Origin of the sequence: Curtobacterium sp. MCLR17_040 (assembly GCF_003234735.1) — a bacterium.
Taxonomy (GTDB): domain Bacteria; phylum Actinomycetota; class Actinomycetes; order Actinomycetales; family Microbacteriaceae; genus Curtobacterium; species Curtobacterium flaccumfaciens.
On the sequence record NZ_QKTE01000013.1, the window covers coordinates 85,298 to 102,479 of the forward strand.

A 17,182-nucleotide genomic window follows, 5' to 3' on the forward strand; every position below is an offset into this window, starting at 1 on the left:
GCGACGACGACCGTGTGTTCGCCATCGCGTTACCCTCGAGCTGAGGGGGCATCATGAAACGGACCGGCGGGATCGCCATCGTGCTGGCGGCCGGCGTGGTGCTGTCCGGCTGCTCGCTGCTGCGGGGACCGGACGGTGCCCTGCCCGCTCCCGCCTCCCCAACCGCGTCGAGCCCGACCGCGAGCGAGACCCCGACCGCGACCCCGGACGGCGAGTCGGCATCGGACCTGATCGAGGCCTCGGCGAACCCGCGCACACCGACCCCGGTGCCGACGGAGGCCGCCGCACCCGCACCGACGCTGACACCGATCCCCGCCGGGACCGTCCTGGCGCAGGGGGACGTGGCCTCGCCGAAGGGCAGCGTGCACTTCCACTTCCGGGTGGTCGCGGACGGCGACGACACCTTCACCGCGCAGTACTCCGGGATCACCTCGACGCTGCCGGTGCCGATCGGCGTCGCATTGTTCGACCTGCCCCGTGCGGTGGGCGACGGGCTCACCTACCCCGGTGTCGGTGACCGGACCCTCGGCGGTCCGACCAGCACGGCGGCCGCGGTCGACGTCCCGTTGGACGGATCCGGGGTCGACCCGTCACACCTCGGCACCCTCGTGACCTACTCCGCTGCGGCCGCCGGGCAGGACGTCCCGGTCGAGATCTCCGCCGGCAAGGTCCTCGCGGTGTCCACCGTGCGGTGGTCCGTCCCCGCGCGGCAGACGAACGTGCACCCGAAGGACGCGGGACGACGGGCGAACGCGACCGGGACCGTCACCGCGACCACGGCCGCCGGCGCGCCGAGGTCCTACGGCGTGGCACCGGACGACCTGATCGGGGACGTCGCGGCGCGGTTCGGCATCACCGTCCGCGACCTGGTCTGGCTCAACGAGGGCGTCCAGGTGTTCGGCGAGGACCAGCACCTGTACAAGGGCACGTCCCTCAACCTCGACCCGCTCGCCCGCTGAGCGCGCGGCCCGGCGCCGAGCCCCGCGGCGTCGCAGCGGGCCCTCGCGAAAGCGACACTTCTCCGCGGAAGATCGGCGCGCATCTGTCGCTTTCGCAGGCCTGACGGCGGCCCGTCGGGCGCAACTGTCGCTTTGGCAGTGCCCGACACGACGGACGGGAGGCCCGTGGCGGATCCGCCACGGGCCTCCCGTCCGTCAGGTGGGGGCGTGCGTTACTTCCGCAGCTCCAGGTACTTCGCGATGAGCGCCTTGGTCGACGGGTCCTGCGCGTCGAGTGCGGCCTGGTCGCCCTCGACGGCCGGCGTGACCTGCAGCGCCAGCTGCTTGCCGAGCTCCACACCCCACTGGTCGAACGAGTCGATGCCCCAGATCGTGCCCTCGGTGAACACGATGTGCTCGTACAGGGCGATGAGCTGGCCGAGGACGCTCGGGGTGAGCTCCGGCGCGATGATCGACGTGGTCGGCTTGTTGCCGGGGAACGTGCGCGCCGCGACGATGCCCTCGTCCGTGGTGCCCTCGGCTCGGACCTCGTCGGCGCTCTTGCCGAACGCGAGCGCCTTGGTCTGCGCGAAGAAGTTCGCCAGGAACAGCGTGTGCACGTCGGTGCCGGGCGCGACGCCCTTGCCGTCGCCGGTCTCGTCCTTGAGCGGACGGGCCGGGTTGGCGACCGTGATGAAGTCGGCCGGGATCAGGCGGGTGCCCTGGTGGATGAGCTGGTAGAACGCGTGCTGGCCGTTCGTGCCGGGCTCACCCCAGAAGACCTCGCCGGTCTCGGTGGTGACGGGCGAGCCGTCCCAGCGGACGCGCTTGCCGTTCGACTCCATGGTGAGCTGCTGCAGGTACGCGGCGAAGCGGTGCAGGTACTGCGTGTACGGCAGGACCGCGTGGCTCTGCGCACCGAGGAAGTTCGTGTACCAGACGTTGAGCAGGCCCATCAGGACGGGGACGTTCTGCTCGAGCGGCGTGGTGCGGACGTGCTCGTCGATGGCGTGGAAGCCGGCGAGGAACTGCTCCCAGTTCTCCTTGCCGATGGCGATGACGACGCTCGTGCCGATGGCCGAGTCGACCGAGTAGCGGCCGCCCACCCAGTCCCAGAATCCGAAGGCGTTCTCGGGGTCGATGCCGAAGGCCTCGACCTTGTCGAGCGCGGTGGAGACGGCGACGAAGTGCTTCGCGACGGCGTTCTTCTTCTCGTCGTCGGCGGCGTCGGTCAGGCCGAGCTTCTCCCACAGCCACTGGCGGGCGAGGCGCGCGTTCGTCAGGGTCTCGAGCGTACCGAAGGTCTTCGACGCGACGATGAAGAGCGTGGTCTCGGGGTCGAGGTCCGCGGTCTTCTCGTAGATGTCCGCCGGGTCGATGTTCGACACGAAGCGGGCCTCGAGGCCGGGCTGGACGTAGGGCTTGAGTGCCTCGTAGACCATGACGGGGCCGAGGTCGGAGCCACCGATGCCGATGTTGACGACGGTCTCGATGCGCTTGCCGGTGACACCGGTCCAGGCGCCGCTGCGGACCTGCTCGGCGAAGCCGTAGACCTTGTCGAGCGTGGCGTGCACGTCGGCGTCGACGTCCTGGCCGTCGACGGTCAGGGGCGCCGCCGGCACGAGGCCCTCGGTCGCCTTCGGGCGGCGGAGCGCGGTGTGCAGCACGGCGCGGTCCTCGGTGACGTTGATGTGCTCACCGGCGAGCATCGCCTGGAAGCGTTCGGCGACGCCGGTGTCCTTCGCGACCTGCAGCAGCGCGGCGAGGATCTCGTCGGTCACCAGGCCCTTGGAGAGGTCGACGGTCAGGTCGGCCGCCTGGAAGGTGTACTGCTCGGCACGACCGGGGTCGCTGTCGAACCACCCTCGCAGGTCCGGGGTGAAGCCGGCAGCGATGCTGTCGAGCTTCTTCCAGCCTTCGGTCGATGTGGGGTCGACGGGAGCGGATTCGGTCACTTCGGTCCTCCTGGGGATCACGTTCAAGACGTACAGCCCGCGGGTCACGCAGCGCTGCGTCGCGGACCGTCTTCGAGCGTAGTGCGCTCCGGCAGGTGGTGCGCACAGTCGGCCGGGAGGCGCGGCTCGCGTTCGCTGCGCGCGTCACGCCTCCCGGCCGGTCGCGTTCAGGGCCGCGGTCGGCTCGCCGGGTTCACGGCTGCGCCGCGAAGCGACGCAGGCGCAGGCTGTTCGTCACGACGAAGACCGACGAGAACGCCATCGCCGCACCGGCGAGCACCGGGTTCAGCAGCCCCGCCATCGCGAGCGGGATCGCCGCGACGTTGTACGCGAACGCCCAGAACAGGTTGCCCTTGATGACGCCGAGCGTCGCGCGCGACAGCCGGATGGCGTCGGCGACCACCGTGAGTCGACCGCTCACCACCGTGATGTCGCTCGCCGCGATGGCCGCATCGGTGCCGGCACCCATGGCGATGCCGAGGTCGGCCGCGGCCAGTGCGGCGGCGTCGTTCACGCCGTCGCCGACCATCGCGACGCTCCGCCCCTCGGACTGCAGCCGGCGGACGGTCTCGAGCTTCGACGCCGGGGTCGCGCGGGCATGCACCTCGTCGATGCCGACGCTCGCGGCGACCGCACGTGCGGCACCGTCGTTGTCGCCGGTGAGCAGGACCGGGTGCAGGCCGAGCGCCCGGAAGCGGGCGATCGCGTCGGCAGCCTCGGGCTTCACTGTGTCGCCGACGACGACCACGCCCAGGGCCGTGCCGTTCCGGGCGACGACGACCGCCGTGCCCCCGTCGACCTCGGCACGGTCGACGGCGTCGGACAGCACCGGTGGCAGGGTGATCGACCACGAGTCGGCGAGCCAGCGGGTCGTGCCGACCAGCACGACGTCGCCGTCCACGACAGCCTGCACACCGGCGCCGGCGGTCGCGGTGAACTGCTCGGCCTCGGGCAGGTCGACGCCCCGGGCACGGGCCGCGGTGGTCACGGCGCGGGCGACGGGGTGTTCGGAGCCGTCCTCGACCGCCGCGGCGAGGCGCAGGACGACGTCCTCGGTCTCGTCGAGGGCGGTGACCGACCGCAGGGTCATCGACCCCGTGGTGACGGTGCCGGTCTTGTCGAGCACGACGGTGTCGACACCGCGGGTGCGCTCGAGCACCTGCGGACCGCCGATCAGGATGCCGAGCTGGGAGCCGCGACCGGTGCCGACCAGCAGCGCGGTGGGCGTGGCGAGCCCGAGGGCGCACGGGCAGGCGATGATCAGGGTGGCGACGGCCGCGGTGAAGGCCGCGGTGACCGAGCCGCCGAGCACGAGCCAGCCGATGAAGGCCAGCACGGCGAGCGCGATGACGATCGGCACGAAGACCCCGGACACGCGGTCGGCCAGGCGCTGCACCTCGGCCTTGCCGGTCTGGGCGTCCTCGACCAGGCGACCCATCCGGGCGAGCTCGGTGTCGGCGCCGACACGCGTGATCGCGACGACGAGCCGCCCGCCGACGTTGATCGTGGCACCGGTGACCCGGTCGCCCGGGCCGACCTCGACCGGCACGGACTCGCCGGTGAGCATGCTGAGGTCGACGGCCGAGGAGCCGTCCTGCACCAGGCCGTCGCTCGGGATCCGCTCGCCGGGTCGCACCACGACGACGTCGCCGACGACCAGGGACGAGGCCGGCACGAGGTGTTCGGCACCGTCGCGCAGGACGGTGGCGTCCTTCGCACCGAGTTCGAGCAGTGCCCGGAGTGCGGCACCGGACTGTGTCTTCGCGCGGGCCTCCATGTACCGGCCGGCGAGGATGAACACCGTCACGGCGGTCGCGACCTCGAGGTACAGGTCGGTGGCCTCGGGGTCCGTGGCGAACCACGAGAACGTCATGTGCATGCCGGTCGTGCCGGCGTCGCCGAAGAACAGGGCGTACAGCGACCACCCGAAGGCAGCGAGGACACCGACGCTCACCAGGGTGTCCATGGTGGCGGCACCGTGCCGGGCGTTGACCCACGCGGCACGGTGGAACGGGAGCGCACCCCAGACGGCGACGGGCGCCGCGAGCGTCAGGGCGAGCCACTGCCAGTTCGGGAACTGCAGCGCCGGCACCATCGAGAGCACCACGACGGGCACCGCGAGCACGGCGGACACGACCAGGCGTCGGCGCAGCGGGCCGGTCGGGTCCTCGTCGACCGCGGGGTCGGCGTCAGCAGCGGCGGGCGGGGCCGGCACCGTAGCACCGTAGCCGGCCGACTCCACCGCGGCGATCAGCGACTCGGGGTCAGCGGTGCCCTCAGCGGCGACCTGCACCTGCGCCTTCTCGGTGGCGTAGTTGACGGTGGCGGTGACCCCGGGCAGCTTGCCGAGCTTCCGCTCGATGCGGTTCGCGCACGAGGCGCAGGTCATCCCGGTGATGTCGAGTTCGACGGTGCGGTCGGTCACGAGCGCACGACCTCGTACCCCGCCTCGGTGACGGCGGCGCGGAGGGCGTCCGCGTCGACGGGTGCCGCCGAGCTGACGGTGACCTCGGACGATCCGCCGGGGACGAGTCGGACGTCGACGCCCGACACCCCGTCGACCTCGGTGAGTTCCTCGGTGACGCTCATCACGCAGTGGTCACAGGTCATGCCCTCGACGAGCAGCGTTTCGGTGGTCATGGTGTCTCCTTCTCGATGGTGGGTCGTCGGGGTCAGGAGCGGACGAGCCGGGCGATCGCCTGGCTGGCCTCGCGCACCTTCTCGTCGGCGGCGTCCCCGCCCTCGGCGACGGCCTCGGCGACGCAGTGCGCCAGGTGGTCCTCGAGCAGCGACAGCGCGACGCGTTCGAGCGCCCGGTTCGCCGCCGAGATCTGGGTCAGGACGTCGATGCAGTACGTCTCGTCCTCGACCATCCGCGCGATGCCGCGCACCTGCCCCTCGGCGCGACGGAGTCGCTTGAGCAGGTCGTCCTTGTCGCCGATGTACCCGACGTGTTCGTGCATGTCCGCCTCCACCGTTCTCAATACGGTACCCCCCTAGGGTATTCCGATCTCGTCCGCGCGCAACCGGTGGCATGATCAGCGCATGGACCCCTCGACGACGAACGGATTCCGCCGGCTGCGGTTCTCCGACGGCGAGGGTTCCGACTACTCCGAGATCTTCGCGGCCGAGTACGGCGGCTCGGACTTCGCCTCCGAGACGTTCGCCACCGACGACACCCGGTACGAGTACACGGTCGTGGGCGACGACGACCTGTCGCTGCGCACCATGCGGGCCGAGGGCGGTCGGCGGGGCGGGGTCATCGGCGTGCGGGACGACCACGTGGTGTTCTGGCTGACCAAGGGCCGGCTCGAGATGCACTTCGCCGACCGCACCCGCGTCGTCGAGCCGGGCAGCCCGTACATCGCGTCGGCGTCCGAGGCCTACCGATTCGAGTCCGACGGCACGGTCTACAACGGCGTGCACGTGTCCGACCGGTTCCTGCGGAGCGTCGGCCGCGACCTCGGCTACCGCCTGCCCGACGGCCCACTGCTGTTCGACCAGCAGGACGAGGTCGTCGCCCGGCGCGAACCCCTGCGGCACCTGATCCGAGAACTCGGGCCGGCCCTGGTCGACGAGCGCGTGCTCGGGCCGATGCGGACCGCGCTGAACCGCCGGCTGGCCGTCGTCATCCTCGACACGTTCCCGATCCGGAACCGCGGCGACGACGTCCCCGTGGCGAACCGGCTCCGCGACGCGATCCGCTTCATCGAGCTGCACGCCGCCGAACGCCCCTCGATCCCCACCATCGCCGCGGCCTGCGGACTGAGCCAGCGCGGGCTGCAGGACGTCTTCGCCCGGACGCTCGACACCACCCCGCACCGGTTCCTCCGCGACCACCGCCTCGACCGGGTGCGCGAGGAGCTGCTCCGCGCGGACCGGGGCGGCCCGGTCGCCCCGGCGGACGGTCCGCTCGTGTCCTCCGGCATCGCCGCGATCGCCCGCCGCTGGGGCTTCACCAACCCGGGCCGGTTCGCCGAGACCTACCGCGACCGGTTCGGTGAGGACCCCGCCGTGACGAAACGCGCGTCGCTGGCCGCGCAGCCGCAGGTCGGCAAGGCGTCGTGGCGTGTCCGTCGTGCGGTGTCGTACATCGAGCAGCACCTCGACGACCCGCTCACGCTCGACGACATCGCGGCCGCCGCAGGGGTGCTCCCCCGACGGCTGCAACAGCTCTTCCGCGAGGAGCGCGGCGAGTCCCCGATGGCCTGTGTCCGTGCCATGCGGGCCGCTGCCGAGCGCAACGGCGCGGCCGGAAACGGCTGAACGGCCGGACGGAACACCCCGGGGGTACACGCACTTCCCCGGATTTCTGGGGTTCCCTGGAAAGCAGCCGAATCCGAGAAGTCGTGTGTGACGAATCTCTTCCACAGCCCGTCTCATCCGTGAACAGCAACCGCTGGGAACGCCCGGCGGGTCAACGGAAGGAACGAACATGGCTGACACCACCACCCCCACCCCGGCCACCACGGCGACCCGTGCCACCTCGCACGCTGGCACCAGCGGCGTCACCGGCAAGACCGTCATCGACGACACCGTCGTGTCGAAGGTCGCCGGCATCGCCGCCCGCGAGGTCAACGGCGTGCACTCCCTCGGCAACGGCGCAGCCCGTGCCATCGGCGCGATCCGCGACGCCATCGGCCAGCGCGACTTCGGTCAGGGCGTCAAGGTCGAGGTCGGCGAGAAGCAGGTCGCCGCGGACATCGTGATCGTCGCCGAGTACCCGGTGTCGCTCCAGCAGGTCGCCGACGGCGTCCGTGCCGGTGTCGCCCGTGCCCTCGAGCAGATCGTCGGCATGGAGGTCGCCGAGGTCAACGTGACCGTCCAGGACGTCTACATCCCGGGCGACGACGACGACAACGAGGACGAGAAGAAGGAAGCCCGAGTCGCATGAGCAACACGCTGATCGGCGCCCTCATCGGCGCAGTCCTCGCCGTCGTGGCACTGCAGTTCGGGTTCTGGGGCTTCGTGCTCGTCATCGTCTTCGGTGCGATCGGGGCCCTCGTGGCCGCACTCGCCACCGGGCGCATCGACCGCGGTGCCCTGACCGACGTGCTGACCGGACGCCGGAGCTCCCGGTGAACGCCGGCCCGGACGTCCCGGGCCGCGTCGAGATCACCGCACGCGCGCTCACCTCGCTGGCGCGGGCCGTCGCAGCCGAAGGGCTCGGCGCCCCCGCCAAGCGGGTGCGCGTCGGACTCGGCGACGCGTCGGGAGCACTGTCGCTCGACATCACCGGGCCGATCGCCGCGAGCGACGACATCGTCTCCGGGTCGATCCGGATCGCGGACCAGGTCAAGGGCCGCGTGAGCGACCTGACCGGGCGTCGCGTCGGCAGTGCCCACATCGAACTCACCGGGATCGTGCGTGAGCACGAGTCCCGTGCCCGCTAGGAGGCCATCATGAGCAACGGTTCCGTCGAACGACGCATCCGTCGTCGGAGCGTGCACCGCTCCCGCTCCACAGCAGTGGCGGTGGCACTCGTGGTGCTCGCTCTGGTGGCCGCCTGGATCGGCACCGAGGCGGTGCTCAGCGCCATCGGACGCCCGCCGCTGGTCGCCGACCCCCAGACCGTGGTCGACACGGCGCTCCGTCCGGACGCCGCGTTCGTCACCGTCGTCGAGGTCATCGCGGGTGTGCTCGTCGTCCTCGGCGTCGTGCTGGTCGTCCTGGCGCTCAAGCCCGGCCGCCAGCACCGATCGGTCGTCGAACACGAGCGTGGTGCGGTCGTCATCGACGCCCGCATCGTCGCCTCCACCGCGGCGAACGCCGCCGGTATGGCGGCCGGTGTCCCCGAGGGGAACGCCTCCGCCACCGCCCGTGGCCGTTCCACCGAGGTCCGCATCGTCCCCGTCACCGGTGTGCCGGTCGACGAGGCGAGCGTCCGCGCCGCCGTCGTGGAGCGCCTGAGCGGTCTCGACGAGCGCTTCGGCCGACGCGTCCGCGTCCGGGTCGAGGAGAAGGGAACCCTCGCATGACCAAGAGCAACCGGACCCTCAACCGGATCATCCTGTTCGTCCTCGGCCTCGTCGCCGTGGTCGTCGGGATCGCGATGGGCGCGGGCGTGCTGCCCGCCGTCCAGGACGCCGTCAAGCCGTACGTCGACCTCCCCCGCAGCCTCGACGTCCCCGCGTCCGCGCTGTGGATCGTCGCCGGGGCCGCGGCCCTCGTGATCGTCCTGTCGCTCGTGTGGGTGTTCACCCGCGGTGGTGGCGGCACGTCCGTCGCCGTCCGGGAGCACTCGGGCGACGATGCCGTCACCGTCAACGTCGCACTCGTCCGGGACGTCCTCGAGCACGAACTCGCGGGTGTCCGCGACGTGGTCGGCTCCCGGGTCGACACCTACCTCGTCCGCCGGCAGCGCGCCGCCCGGATCCGTGTCGCGGTCCGCCGCGGCGGGGACGCCGTCAGCGTGCTCGACGCCGTCGACCGAGCCGTCGCGGTCCTCGACCGCACCCTCGGCCGTCCGGTCCCGGTGCTCGTGCACCTGACCGGCGGTACCCGCTCCGCGCTCGCGAAGTCGACCCGCGTCCACTGACACCCGTCAGCCGGACGCACCCCGGGCCTCCCGGCCCACCACCACACCACCGGGCGTACGCCCACCCACGAAAGGACCCGTCATGGGACTCGACGACAAGATCAAGAACGCCGCTCAGGACCTCGCCGGCAAGGCGAAGGAAGCCGTCGGCAACCTGACCAACGACGACTCGAAGGTCGCCGAAGGCAAGAAGGACCAGGCCGCTGCGAGCGCGAAGCAGACCGGCGAGGACGTCAAGGACGTCTTCAAGAAGTAGGTCGCACGACCGCATCGGGGCACCCGTCGAACGGGTGCCCCGATGCGTCCCCGCGCAGATCCCGAACGAGGAGGAACCATGCAGCACGACCCCCATGCGAACACGCAGGTCACCGAGGTGGCCCTGCCCGCAGCACTGACGGAGCCGCTGCCCGACGACGCGAGCACCGCGACGATCGTCGCGCGCACCGCGGCGGAGACCGCGCTCGGCGTGCCCGGCGTGCACCACCTCGGCGGGATCGCCGCCCGTGCCGCCGACCAGCTGCGGAAGCAGCTCGGCCGTTCGGCGGGCACCACCGGCGTGCAGGTCGACGAACAGGACGGCGTGCTCACCGTGCAGGTCGCCGTCGTCGTCAGCTACCCGCACCCGGTGCTGGCCGTCGCCGCCGAGGTCCGGCAGCAGGTCACCGCAGCGACGCGGCAGCTGTCCGACCTCCGCACCTCGGTCGACGTGCGCGTCCTCGATGTGCACGGTCCGTTCGACGACGAGCAGTCCCCGCTCGGCCGGGCCGCCGAGCAGGCGACCGATGCGGTCGAGCAGGCGGCTGAGTCGACCGGCGACGCGGTCAAGCGGGCCGCCGAGACCACCGCCGACGCGACCAAGCGTGCCGCGACGGCCACGGCCGATGCGACGAAGCAGGCTGCGTCCGCCACCGCCGACGCCACCAAGCGCGCTGCCGACGCCACCGCCGACACCACGAAGCGTGCCGTCGACACCGCCGCCGAGACGAGCGAGCGTCTGCGTGACGCCGCCTCGGAGTCGCTCGCCCGGGCATCCGAGCAGGCCGCCGACGCGGCATCGTCTGCGAAGGACGCCGCCGAGCAGGCCCGCGACGTCGTCGTCGACACAGCCGGCACGACCCGCGACCGGGCCGCCGACGCTGCCGATGCCGCGGCGGACGCGGCCGACGACGCAGCCGTCGCCGCCGACGCGGCAGCGGATGCCGCAGTGGCTCCCCGTCACCGGGACCAGCCGTGACCACCGCCTGGTCCGGAGGGCGCCGGTCCCGCGACCGGCGTCCCCGACCCCGCGGCGTCTGGATCGCCGGCGGCATCGGGGTGTTCCTCGTCCTCGCCGTCGCGGTCGGCGGCTTCCTGCCGCTGGTCGGGTTCCTCGGCGGGGTCACCGCCACCACCACCGGTCTCGTGCCGTTCCCGTTCGTCCGCGTCACCCTGATCGCCCTGCTCGGCGCGGTCGTGGTGCTCGCCCTGCTCCTGCTCGCCCTGACCCGCCGGCACACCGCCACCGCGACGACCGCCGTGGTGCTCGCCGTCCTGGTGAGCCTGGCGGTCACCCTGGTCCCCGTCTTCCTGGTCGCCGTCGGCTCCGCCGACCGCGCCGGCGACGTCTGGCCGATCGTCACCGAGCTCTGGACCCGCTTCACCGGCTGACGTCGTGCACACGGTCCCGGCCTGGAGGCCCGCCCCACCCGACCAGGTCGGCCCACCCGGGTGGTCCCGGAGTCCACTGCCCGTCCGCTAGCCTCGCGACGTGAAGCGTCTCTCCTCCGGCCAGCGCTGGGTCATCGGTCTCGGCGCGTTCGCGCTCGTCTGTCTCGTCGTCGGCGTCATCGGGCTGGTGGTCGGGATCACGAACCGGTACGGGTGCCTCTCCGATTCCGAGATCTGGCCGCAGTCCCGCTGCCTCGGCGACGACTCCGGGATCTACTGGGGCAGCGCCCTCGGCATCATCGGGCTGCTGCACCTCGGCCTGACCGGCCTGGCCGGTGCACTCGTCTGGACCTCGACCCCGGCGGTCGCTCCGCGCCCCGTCAAGCGTCCGACGCCGCGCCCCGGCGAGACGCACCGGGTCTTCTCGTACGGCACGCTCCAGCAGCCGCTCGTGCAGGAGTCGCTGTTCGGGGACCACGTCCCCACCACCCCGGACTCCCTGCCCGGCTGGCGGCTCGACTGGGTGACGATCACCGACCCGGACGTCATCCGGACGAGCGGCTCTGACCGGCACCCGATCCTCCGCCGCGGCTCCGCCGGCGACGTCGTCGAGGGTGTGGCCCTGACGCTCGGGTACGAGTGGCAGCTCCGCGCGGTCGACGGCTACGAGGTCGCCGACTACCAGCGCATCCGGGTCACGCTGGCCTCGGGCTCGACGGCCTGGGTCTACGTGGCGGCCGACGAGGCCTGAGCCGCGGCGCGCAGCCGTTCGAGCCCCTGGTCGATCGACACCGACGGGGTCCACCGCAGGTCGCTCCGGGTCCGTCGCTGGTCGAACCAGTGCGCCGTCGAGAGCTGTTCGGCCAGGAACCGGGTCATCGGCGGCTCGTCCTCGCCCGGTCTGACGCGCCAGACGGCCTCCACCACGGAGCCCGCGGCCCGCGCGACCGCGGCCGGCACGTGCCACTGCGGCGGTCGGACGCCCGACGCCGTGCAGATGCCGGCGAGCAGGTCGGCGACCGGTCGGGGCTCACCGTTCGTGACGACGTAGGCGTTGCCGTGGACGCCGTCGTCCGTGACGCGTTCGAGTGCCGCGACCATGGCCGTCGCGGCGTTGTCGACGTAGAGCGTGTCGATGAGCGCGGCGCCGGAGTCGAGCAGCGGGAGCCGTCCGGCGCGGGCACGCTCGACGATCCGTCCGACGAGCTGCGTGTCGCCCGGACCCCACACCAGGTGCGGCCGGACCGCCACGACGGCGAAGTCCGGGGCGTCGGCGTCGAGTGCCAGCAGCTCCGCCGCGGCCTTGGTGCGGGCGTAGTCGCCTCGGGCACGGGACGGCTCGGCCGGACCGGCGTCGGCCCCGACGAGCGACGACCCGGTGTGCGCGACCGACGGCGACGACACGAAGACGAAGCGCCCGACGCCGGCTGCACGGGCGGCCGCCAGCAGTGAGCGGGTTCCCTCGATGTTGACCCGGGCGAAGTCGGCCGGGTCCCCGGCGAGCGAGACCTTGGCGGCCAGGTGCACGACGGCCTCGACCCCGTCGACCGCGCGGGCGATCGCGGCGTCGTCGGTCATCGTGCCGGCGACGTCCTGCACCCCGGGCACACCGGACGGACGGCGCTGGAACGTCCGGACCTCGTGCCCGGCGTCCCGAACAGCTGCGGCGGTGGCCTGCCCGAGGAACCCGCTGGCCCCGGTGACCAGGACCTTCACGGGAGGACCATCCGTCCGCCGTCTCGAACCGCGACGGGTCGGCGATTCGTGCTCACCGACACCTCACGCCCCCGACGGCTCGTGAGGTGTCGGTGAGCGCGTGAGAACGCGCCGATCACGGGCGGACCATCCGTCCGCCGGACAGCACCGAACCGGCCCAGCGGGACAACCGGGTGCGGTCCACCTTCGAGTTGTGCCGGATGTCGGTCGGCAGCACGGGCACGACGAGCACCGCGGCGAGGGGAACCCGGGCGGCGGCACGGACCGCTGTGGCGAGCGACGGCGACGCCAGACCCGGCCGGCGCACGGCAGGGTCGGTCTCGACGACGGCCACCACCTGCTGGGTGCCGACCGGCCCGATGCCCGCGACGCCGGCGCGTCCGACACCGTCGACGCCCTCGATCCGCTGCTCCGGCCCCACCGGCGTGACGACGCCGTCCGGAGTCACCAGCACGTGCTGCAGCCGGCCCTCGACCCAGATCCGTCCCGCGGCGTCCAGGTGTCCGACGTCCCCGGTGCGGTGCCCGCGCGGGTCGTCGACGCCGAGGCGCGAGACCCGGTCGGTGCGCCAGAGCCGGTCGTAGTGGTCGCGCACGTGCGGTGCCGCGACGACGATCTCGCCGGTGACCCCGGGCTCGTCCGTCAGCGCTCCGGTCGAGCGACCCGAACCGTCGAGCGGTGCGATGCGGACGCGGACGTTCGCTGCCGGCACCCCGACGCAGATCCCCTCGTCGTCGGACCGGCCGGCGGCACGGACCCCGTCGAGGTCGACGTCCGTCATGAGCAGCCCCTCGGTCATGCCGTAGGGGGTGTGGGCACTGGCGTTCGGCATCAGCTCGGTCGCCGCGGTCAGCAGCGCAGCCGAGACGGGAGCCCCGGCCGACAGGAACAGCCGCACGCCCTTCAGTGCCTGGCGGTCGGCGTCGGTGAGCTCCGACGCGGTCGCGACGACGTTCGCCAGTGCCGCCGGGGACAGGAACACCACGGTGGCGTCGGCCGCGGCGACCGAGGCCGCGACCGCCTTCGCCGTCAGGGTGCGTGGCGCGGTGACGTCCATGTCGGGCGCGACCGACCGTGCCCCGAGGGCCGGGCCGAGCAGCGCGAACGGTGCGAACCCGGCGACGAGCCCGGTGCCGACCCCGACGTCGTACTGGGTGGCAAGGGCGTCCCGGACGGCGCTGAGCTGCCCGTGCGTGTACACGACGCCCTTCGCCGGCCCGGTCGACCCCGAGGTGAAGAGCACGGCCGCGGGTGCGTCCGGCGACGGTGCCGCCGGCAGCGCGGCGCCGTGCGCGAGACGACGCGCACCACGTCGGGCGACGTCGACGAGCGTGTGCTCTACCCGCAGCGCCTTCCGGGCCGGCGCGGGCAGCGAGAGCGTCGCGATGCGTCGCCCCGGCCAGCCGAGGGCACGCGCGGCACCGAGTCCGGGCAGCGCGCCGATGATCCAGTCCGGTCGGGCTCCGCGGACCGCGCGGGTCAGGCCGCCGAGTCCGAGTCCGGCGTCCGCGACGACGACGACCGCCCCGATCCGCACGCAGGCGTACAGGACAGCGGTCAGGTCGGCACCGGGGGTCACCAGGAGCGAGACACGGTCGCCGCTCCGGACGCCCAGGTCGTCGAGTCCTGCGGCGATCTCGTCGACCCGTCGGGCGAGCAGCCGCCACGTGATCGTGCGGGGGCCACCGGCTGCGGCCATCTCGACCAGCGCGGGTTCGTCACTGGCACGCAGTTCGTCGAGCCGCGCCCAGAGCGGCGGGGTCGCCGGTGCGGGCTGGCCCGGGTCCGCGGCGTCGGCCTGGAGGCCCGTGGCAGCCTGGGCAGGACGGCCACCGTCCGGCAGACGGTCGCCGAGCCAGTCGAACGCCGCGCCCGCCACGTCGGCGTCGTCCGGCAGCAGGTGCCCGGCGCCCTCGAAGCGGTGGACGTCGGCGTGCGGCACGCGTTCGGTCAGGTCGTCCAGGTACCGCTCGAGGAACACCGGGTCGCGCGGACCCCAGAGCAGGAGCACCGGCACGTCGAGCGCGGCGACCCCGGCGGCGATGCGGTCGAGTTCGGGTGCGCTCCGGTGCCGGGCGTCGACGGGGATGTCCGCGACGAACCCGCCGATGCCACCGCGACGGGCGGCACCGCGGTAGGGCGCCCGGTAGCCGTCGGCTGTGGCACGGTCGAGCTTCGGGTGCGCGATGGCCAGGGTGGTCTCGAGGAACGCGGGGGTCACGACCGTCGCGCGGCCGAGCATCCCCGGACCGAGGGCGAGCCGCAGCGGTACGGGGATCGGGGCGTCGTCGGGCTGGTGCACGGCGGTGTTGCACGTCATCGCGGCGGCCAGCACGTCCGGGTGGTCGACCGCCCAACCGAGCGACACCACCCCGCCCCAGTCGTGGCCGAGGGTGACGACCGGTCCGGTCAGCCCGAGTTCGTCGGTCAGGGCACCGAGGTCCGCGACGCGCTGCGCCAGTCCCCGCTCGACGCCGGTGCGCTCCGAGAAGCCCATGTCGAGCTGGTCAACGGCGACCACACGCCAGGCCGGGCCGCCGGCCTGCGCGACCTCGAGCGAGGTGCGGAGCACCGACCGCCACAGGTACGACCACGTCGGGTTGCCGTGCACGCAGAGGATCGTGCCGACCGGTTCCACGCCGAGCGCGGCCAGGGACCCGGCCGTGTCGAGGAGGTGCCAGGTGCGCGCGGCGCGATCCGTTCCTCCCGTCCGCTCTGCAGACCACGCGGGGACCGTGACCAGACGCGACCACGCGGGGTCGAGGCCGGGCAGGGAGGGCGGCTGCGTCGCCGGAGCCGTGCTCGCGGCGACGCGGGGCAGCCGGGACCTCACCAGTGGAGTTCCATCATCGCCGTGTTGATGCCGGAACCGACGCCACCCAGGAACACGCGGTCACCGCGACGGATGCCGCCGGAGGCGACCTCGTCGGCGAGCGTGATCGGGATCGACGCGGGGCCGACGTTGCCGAACCGCTGGTAGGTGGTGGGGACCTTGTCGCGCGGGATGCCGATCGCCTCGACGAAGGCGTTGGTGTGCACGTCGGAGACCTGGTGCAGCACGTAGCGGTCCATGTCGGCCCAGTCGAAGTGGGCGCGGGCCTCGGTCCAGGCGGCGACGACGAGCTCCATGCCGCCCTTGAGCAGCATCTTCGCGTCCGTGAACATGCCGTCGACGCTGCCGACGCACAGGTCGTACCACTGGGTCGCCGCGCGGGTGACGCCGCCGACGATCCGGTGTCCTTCGGGGTGCAGGTCCGCCGGGCCGAGCACGGCCGCCGCGGCACCGGACCCGAGGGTCAGGCTGGCGAACTCGCTCATGAAGTCCTTGCGGTTCCGACCGCCCTGGTTCAGGCGGTCGATGGTGTTGAGCTGCACCTGGTCGGCGTCCTCGCCGTCGACGACGAGCGCGTACTTGATCTGCCCGGAGTCGATCATGCCCGCGGCGACGCTCATGGCGTTGACGAACCCCAGGCAGGCGTTCGCGATGTCGAAGTTGATGGCGGACGACGGCAGCCCGAGACCGTGGTGCAGGCGGACGGCCACCGACGGCTCGAGGTGCGGACGGGTCACCGAGGTGTTGATGAGCAGCCCGATCTCGTCCGGACGGACACCAGCTTCGGCCATGGCACGGCGGCCGGCGTCGATCGCGGCGTCCTGGAAGGTCTGCCCCTCGCCCCAGTTGCGACGCTCGATGACCCCGGCGACGCGCTCGAGCAGTCCCATCGGCAGACGGAGTCGACGGAGGACCCCGCGGAGCTTGGCCTCGATGTCGGCCGAGGTCGTCACACGCTCCGCCGTGGTGGTCGCCACGGAGAGCAGTGAGACGTTCCGGTGCTTCGCCGTGGCGTTGCCGGGCTGCTCCGGTTCACTGCTCGATGCCTGGTCGACCGGCCGTTCCGTCATGATCGTCACCGACACATACTTCCGCATCTGGCCTGTGTGCGCGATCCGGATGCGCTGGACGGCCCTGAATCCGTGCAATGCATTGCATGTGAAATACATATTGCATACGATGGCTACCGACCCCTTCGATCGGAGCCCCGAATGCCCCCGCTCAGCAAGTCCACCTCTGCCGCAGCCCTCCTGCTGGCGTTCGCGCCGTTGGCGGTGCCGGACATGGCCGCCGCGACGACCGTCACGACGGCACCCGCGCCGACCGAGGAGCGAGCCGACGCGTCCGTGGAGCCGGAGGCGCCGGGCGAGGGCGAGGAGGAGTCACCTGTCGACAGTGGCGCACCTGTCGAGCCCGACGCGCCCGCGGACACCGCGGCCCCGGTCGACGCCGACCCCGCCACGGAGCCGGAGCCGGCCCCGGCGCCGAGCACCGCGCCGCCCCCGACCCCCACCCCCGAGGCGCCGGCAAAGACCCACGAAGGCAAGCCCAACGA

At 72.7% G+C, this 17,182-nt stretch carries 18 protein-coding genes and 1 pseudogene; 12 read left to right on the forward strand and 7 right to left on the reverse strand.

Annotation, left to right across the window (positions count from 1 at the left end; genetic code table 11):
- Nucleotides 1-53 precede the first annotated feature (53 nt).
- Nucleotides 54-959 (forward strand): LysM domain-containing protein, encoded by a 906-nt coding sequence (locus DEJ01_RS12195; protein WP_258375706.1) that lies wholly within the window; start codon nucleotides 54-56, stop codon nucleotides 957-959.
- Between the two features lie 212 nt (nucleotides 960-1,171).
- Here DEJ01_RS12195 and pgi read toward each other — a convergent pair whose 3' ends face one another.
- The 4 genes from pgi to DEJ01_RS12215 form a co-directional block, all read right to left on the reverse strand.
- Nucleotides 1,172-2,893: a glucose-6-phosphate isomerase gene (gene pgi, locus DEJ01_RS12200; RefSeq protein ID WP_071246100.1), complete on the reverse strand. Its 1,722-nt coding sequence runs from the start codon at nucleotides 2,891-2,893 to the stop codon at nucleotides 1,172-1,174.
- 193 nt (nucleotides 2,894-3,086) lie between these two features.
- Entirely contained in the window at nucleotides 3,087-5,318 is a 2,232-nt protein-coding gene (locus DEJ01_RS12205; RefSeq protein WP_111093114.1) for a cation-translocating P-type ATPase, read from the reverse strand.
- Complete coding sequence (locus DEJ01_RS12210; protein WP_111024449.1) at nucleotides 5,315-5,533, reverse strand: heavy-metal-associated domain-containing protein; 219 nt, start codon at nucleotides 5,531-5,533, stop codon at nucleotides 5,315-5,317. Before DEJ01_RS12210 ends, DEJ01_RS12205 begins: the two co-directional genes overlap by 4 nt.
- A gap of 32 nt (nucleotides 5,534-5,565) precedes the next feature.
- Nucleotides 5,566-5,856 carry a metal-sensitive transcriptional regulator gene (locus DEJ01_RS12215; RefSeq protein ID WP_027466001.1) on the reverse strand — a complete coding sequence of 97 codons (291 nt, stop codon included), beginning with the start codon at nucleotides 5,854-5,856 and terminating at the stop codon, nucleotides 5,566-5,568.
- 82 nt (nucleotides 5,857-5,938) lie between these two features.
- Here DEJ01_RS12215 and DEJ01_RS12220 point away from each other — a divergent pair, with 82 nt between their 5' ends.
- The 10 genes from DEJ01_RS12220 to DEJ01_RS18440 all read left to right on the forward strand — a co-directional run bounded on the left by DEJ01_RS12220 (nucleotide 5,939) and on the right by DEJ01_RS18440 (nucleotide 11,829).
- Nucleotides 5,939-7,159, forward strand: a complete 1,221-nt coding sequence (locus DEJ01_RS12220; protein WP_111093115.1) for an AraC family transcriptional regulator — start codon at nucleotides 5,939-5,941, stop codon at nucleotides 7,157-7,159.
- A gap of 169 nt (nucleotides 7,160-7,328) precedes the next feature.
- Complete coding sequence (locus tag DEJ01_RS12225; RefSeq protein ID WP_071405961.1) at nucleotides 7,329-7,787, forward strand: Asp23/Gls24 family envelope stress response protein; 459 nt, start codon at nucleotides 7,329-7,331, stop codon at nucleotides 7,785-7,787.
- On the forward strand, nucleotides 7,784-7,975 hold the full coding sequence (locus tag DEJ01_RS12230; RefSeq protein WP_017885412.1) for a DUF2273 domain-containing protein: 192 nt from the start codon (nucleotides 7,784-7,786) through the stop codon (nucleotides 7,973-7,975). The genes DEJ01_RS12225 and DEJ01_RS12230 overlap by 4 nt, the downstream gene beginning before the upstream one ends.
- Nucleotides 7,972-8,286: a hypothetical protein gene (locus tag DEJ01_RS12235; protein ID WP_017885411.1), complete on the forward strand. Its 315-nt coding sequence runs from the start codon at nucleotides 7,972-7,974 to the stop codon at nucleotides 8,284-8,286. Before DEJ01_RS12230 ends, DEJ01_RS12235 begins: the two co-directional genes overlap by 4 nt.
- A 9-nt stretch (nucleotides 8,287-8,295) precedes the next feature.
- Nucleotides 8,296-8,871, forward strand: coding sequence for a DUF6286 domain-containing protein (locus DEJ01_RS12240; protein ID WP_110864127.1), 576 nt, complete (start codon nucleotides 8,296-8,298; stop codon nucleotides 8,869-8,871).
- Nucleotides 8,868-9,431, forward strand: coding sequence for a hypothetical protein (locus DEJ01_RS12245; RefSeq protein WP_110864128.1), 564 nt, complete (start codon nucleotides 8,868-8,870; stop codon nucleotides 9,429-9,431). The genes DEJ01_RS12240 and DEJ01_RS12245 overlap by 4 nt, the downstream gene beginning before the upstream one ends.
- A gap of 82 nt (nucleotides 9,432-9,513) precedes the next feature.
- Complete coding sequence (locus tag DEJ01_RS12250) at nucleotides 9,514-9,687, forward strand: CsbD family protein (RefSeq protein WP_071246087.1); 174 nt, start codon at nucleotides 9,514-9,516, stop codon at nucleotides 9,685-9,687.
- Between the two features lie 78 nt (nucleotides 9,688-9,765).
- Complete coding sequence (locus DEJ01_RS12255) at nucleotides 9,766-10,665, forward strand: Asp23/Gls24 family envelope stress response protein (RefSeq protein WP_181438437.1); 900 nt, start codon at nucleotides 9,766-9,768, stop codon at nucleotides 10,663-10,665.
- Entirely contained in the window at nucleotides 10,662-11,078 is a 417-nt protein-coding gene (locus DEJ01_RS12260) for an MFS transporter permease (RefSeq protein ID WP_111093117.1), read from the forward strand. Before DEJ01_RS12255 ends, DEJ01_RS12260 begins: the two co-directional genes overlap by 4 nt.
- A 100-nt stretch (nucleotides 11,079-11,178) precedes the next feature.
- Nucleotides 11,179-11,829, forward strand: a complete 651-nt coding sequence (locus DEJ01_RS18440) for a gamma-glutamylcyclotransferase family protein (RefSeq protein WP_258375707.1) — start codon at nucleotides 11,179-11,181, stop codon at nucleotides 11,827-11,829.
- On the opposite strand, the gene DEJ01_RS12270 is transcribed toward DEJ01_RS18440, so the two are convergent.
- From DEJ01_RS12270 to DEJ01_RS12280, 3 genes are all read right to left on the reverse strand, one after another.
- Entirely contained in the window at nucleotides 11,805-12,794 is a 990-nt protein-coding gene (locus tag DEJ01_RS12270) for an NAD(P)-dependent oxidoreductase (protein WP_111093118.1), read from the reverse strand. The genes DEJ01_RS18440 and DEJ01_RS12270 overlap by 25 nt on opposite strands.
- 115 nt (nucleotides 12,795-12,909) lie before the next feature.
- Nucleotides 12,910-15,627 (reverse strand): alpha/beta fold hydrolase, encoded by a 2,718-nt coding sequence (locus DEJ01_RS12275; protein WP_258375708.1) that lies wholly within the window; start codon nucleotides 15,625-15,627, stop codon nucleotides 12,910-12,912.
- Nucleotides 15,624-16,697: a 3-oxoacyl-ACP synthase III gene (locus DEJ01_RS12280; protein WP_042537701.1), complete on the reverse strand. Its 1,074-nt coding sequence runs from the start codon at nucleotides 16,695-16,697 to the stop codon at nucleotides 15,624-15,626. Before DEJ01_RS12280 ends, DEJ01_RS12275 begins: the two co-directional genes overlap by 4 nt.
- Before the next feature lie 141 nt (nucleotides 16,698-16,838).
- On the opposite strand from DEJ01_RS12280, the pseudogene DEJ01_RS12285 reads away from it, so the two are divergent.
- A pseudogene (locus tag DEJ01_RS12285) lies at nucleotides 16,839-17,182 on the forward strand (hypothetical protein); the annotation flags it as partial.

What these genes read in the sequence shown, in the direction of transcription:
- DEJ01_RS12280 (WP_042537701.1), bottom strand. Translation starts at nt 16,697, where the DNA reads ATGACGGAACGGCCGGTCGACCAGGCATCGAGCAGTGAACCGGAGCAG.
- DEJ01_RS12215 (WP_027466001.1), bottom strand. Translation starts at nt 5,856, where the DNA reads ATGCACGAACACGTCGGGTACATCGGCGACAAGGACGACCTGCTCAAG.
- DEJ01_RS12210 (WP_111024449.1), bottom strand. Translation starts at nt 5,533, where the DNA reads ATGACCACCGAAACGCTGCTCGTCGAGGGCATGACCTGTGACCACTGC.
- DEJ01_RS12225 (WP_071405961.1), top strand. Translation starts at nt 7,329, where the DNA reads ATGGCTGACACCACCACCCCCACCCCGGCCACCACGGCGACCCGTGCC.
- DEJ01_RS12255 (WP_181438437.1), top strand. Translation starts at nt 9,766, where the DNA reads ATGCAGCACGACCCCCATGCGAACACGCAGGTCACCGAGGTGGCCCTG.
- DEJ01_RS12245 (WP_110864128.1), top strand. Translation starts at nt 8,868, where the DNA reads ATGACCAAGAGCAACCGGACCCTCAACCGGATCATCCTGTTCGTCCTC.
- DEJ01_RS12250 (WP_071246087.1), top strand. Translation starts at nt 9,514, where the DNA reads ATGGGACTCGACGACAAGATCAAGAACGCCGCTCAGGACCTCGCCGGC.
- DEJ01_RS12195 (WP_258375706.1), top strand. Translation starts at nt 54, where the DNA reads ATGAAACGGACCGGCGGGATCGCCATCGTGCTGGCGGCCGGCGTGGTG.
- DEJ01_RS12240 (WP_110864127.1), top strand. Translation starts at nt 8,296, where the DNA reads ATGAGCAACGGTTCCGTCGAACGACGCATCCGTCGTCGGAGCGTGCAC.
- DEJ01_RS12230 (WP_017885412.1), top strand. Translation starts at nt 7,784, where the DNA reads ATGAGCAACACGCTGATCGGCGCCCTCATCGGCGCAGTCCTCGCCGTC.
- DEJ01_RS12220 (WP_111093115.1), top strand. Translation starts at nt 5,939, where the DNA reads ATGGACCCCTCGACGACGAACGGATTCCGCCGGCTGCGGTTCTCCGAC.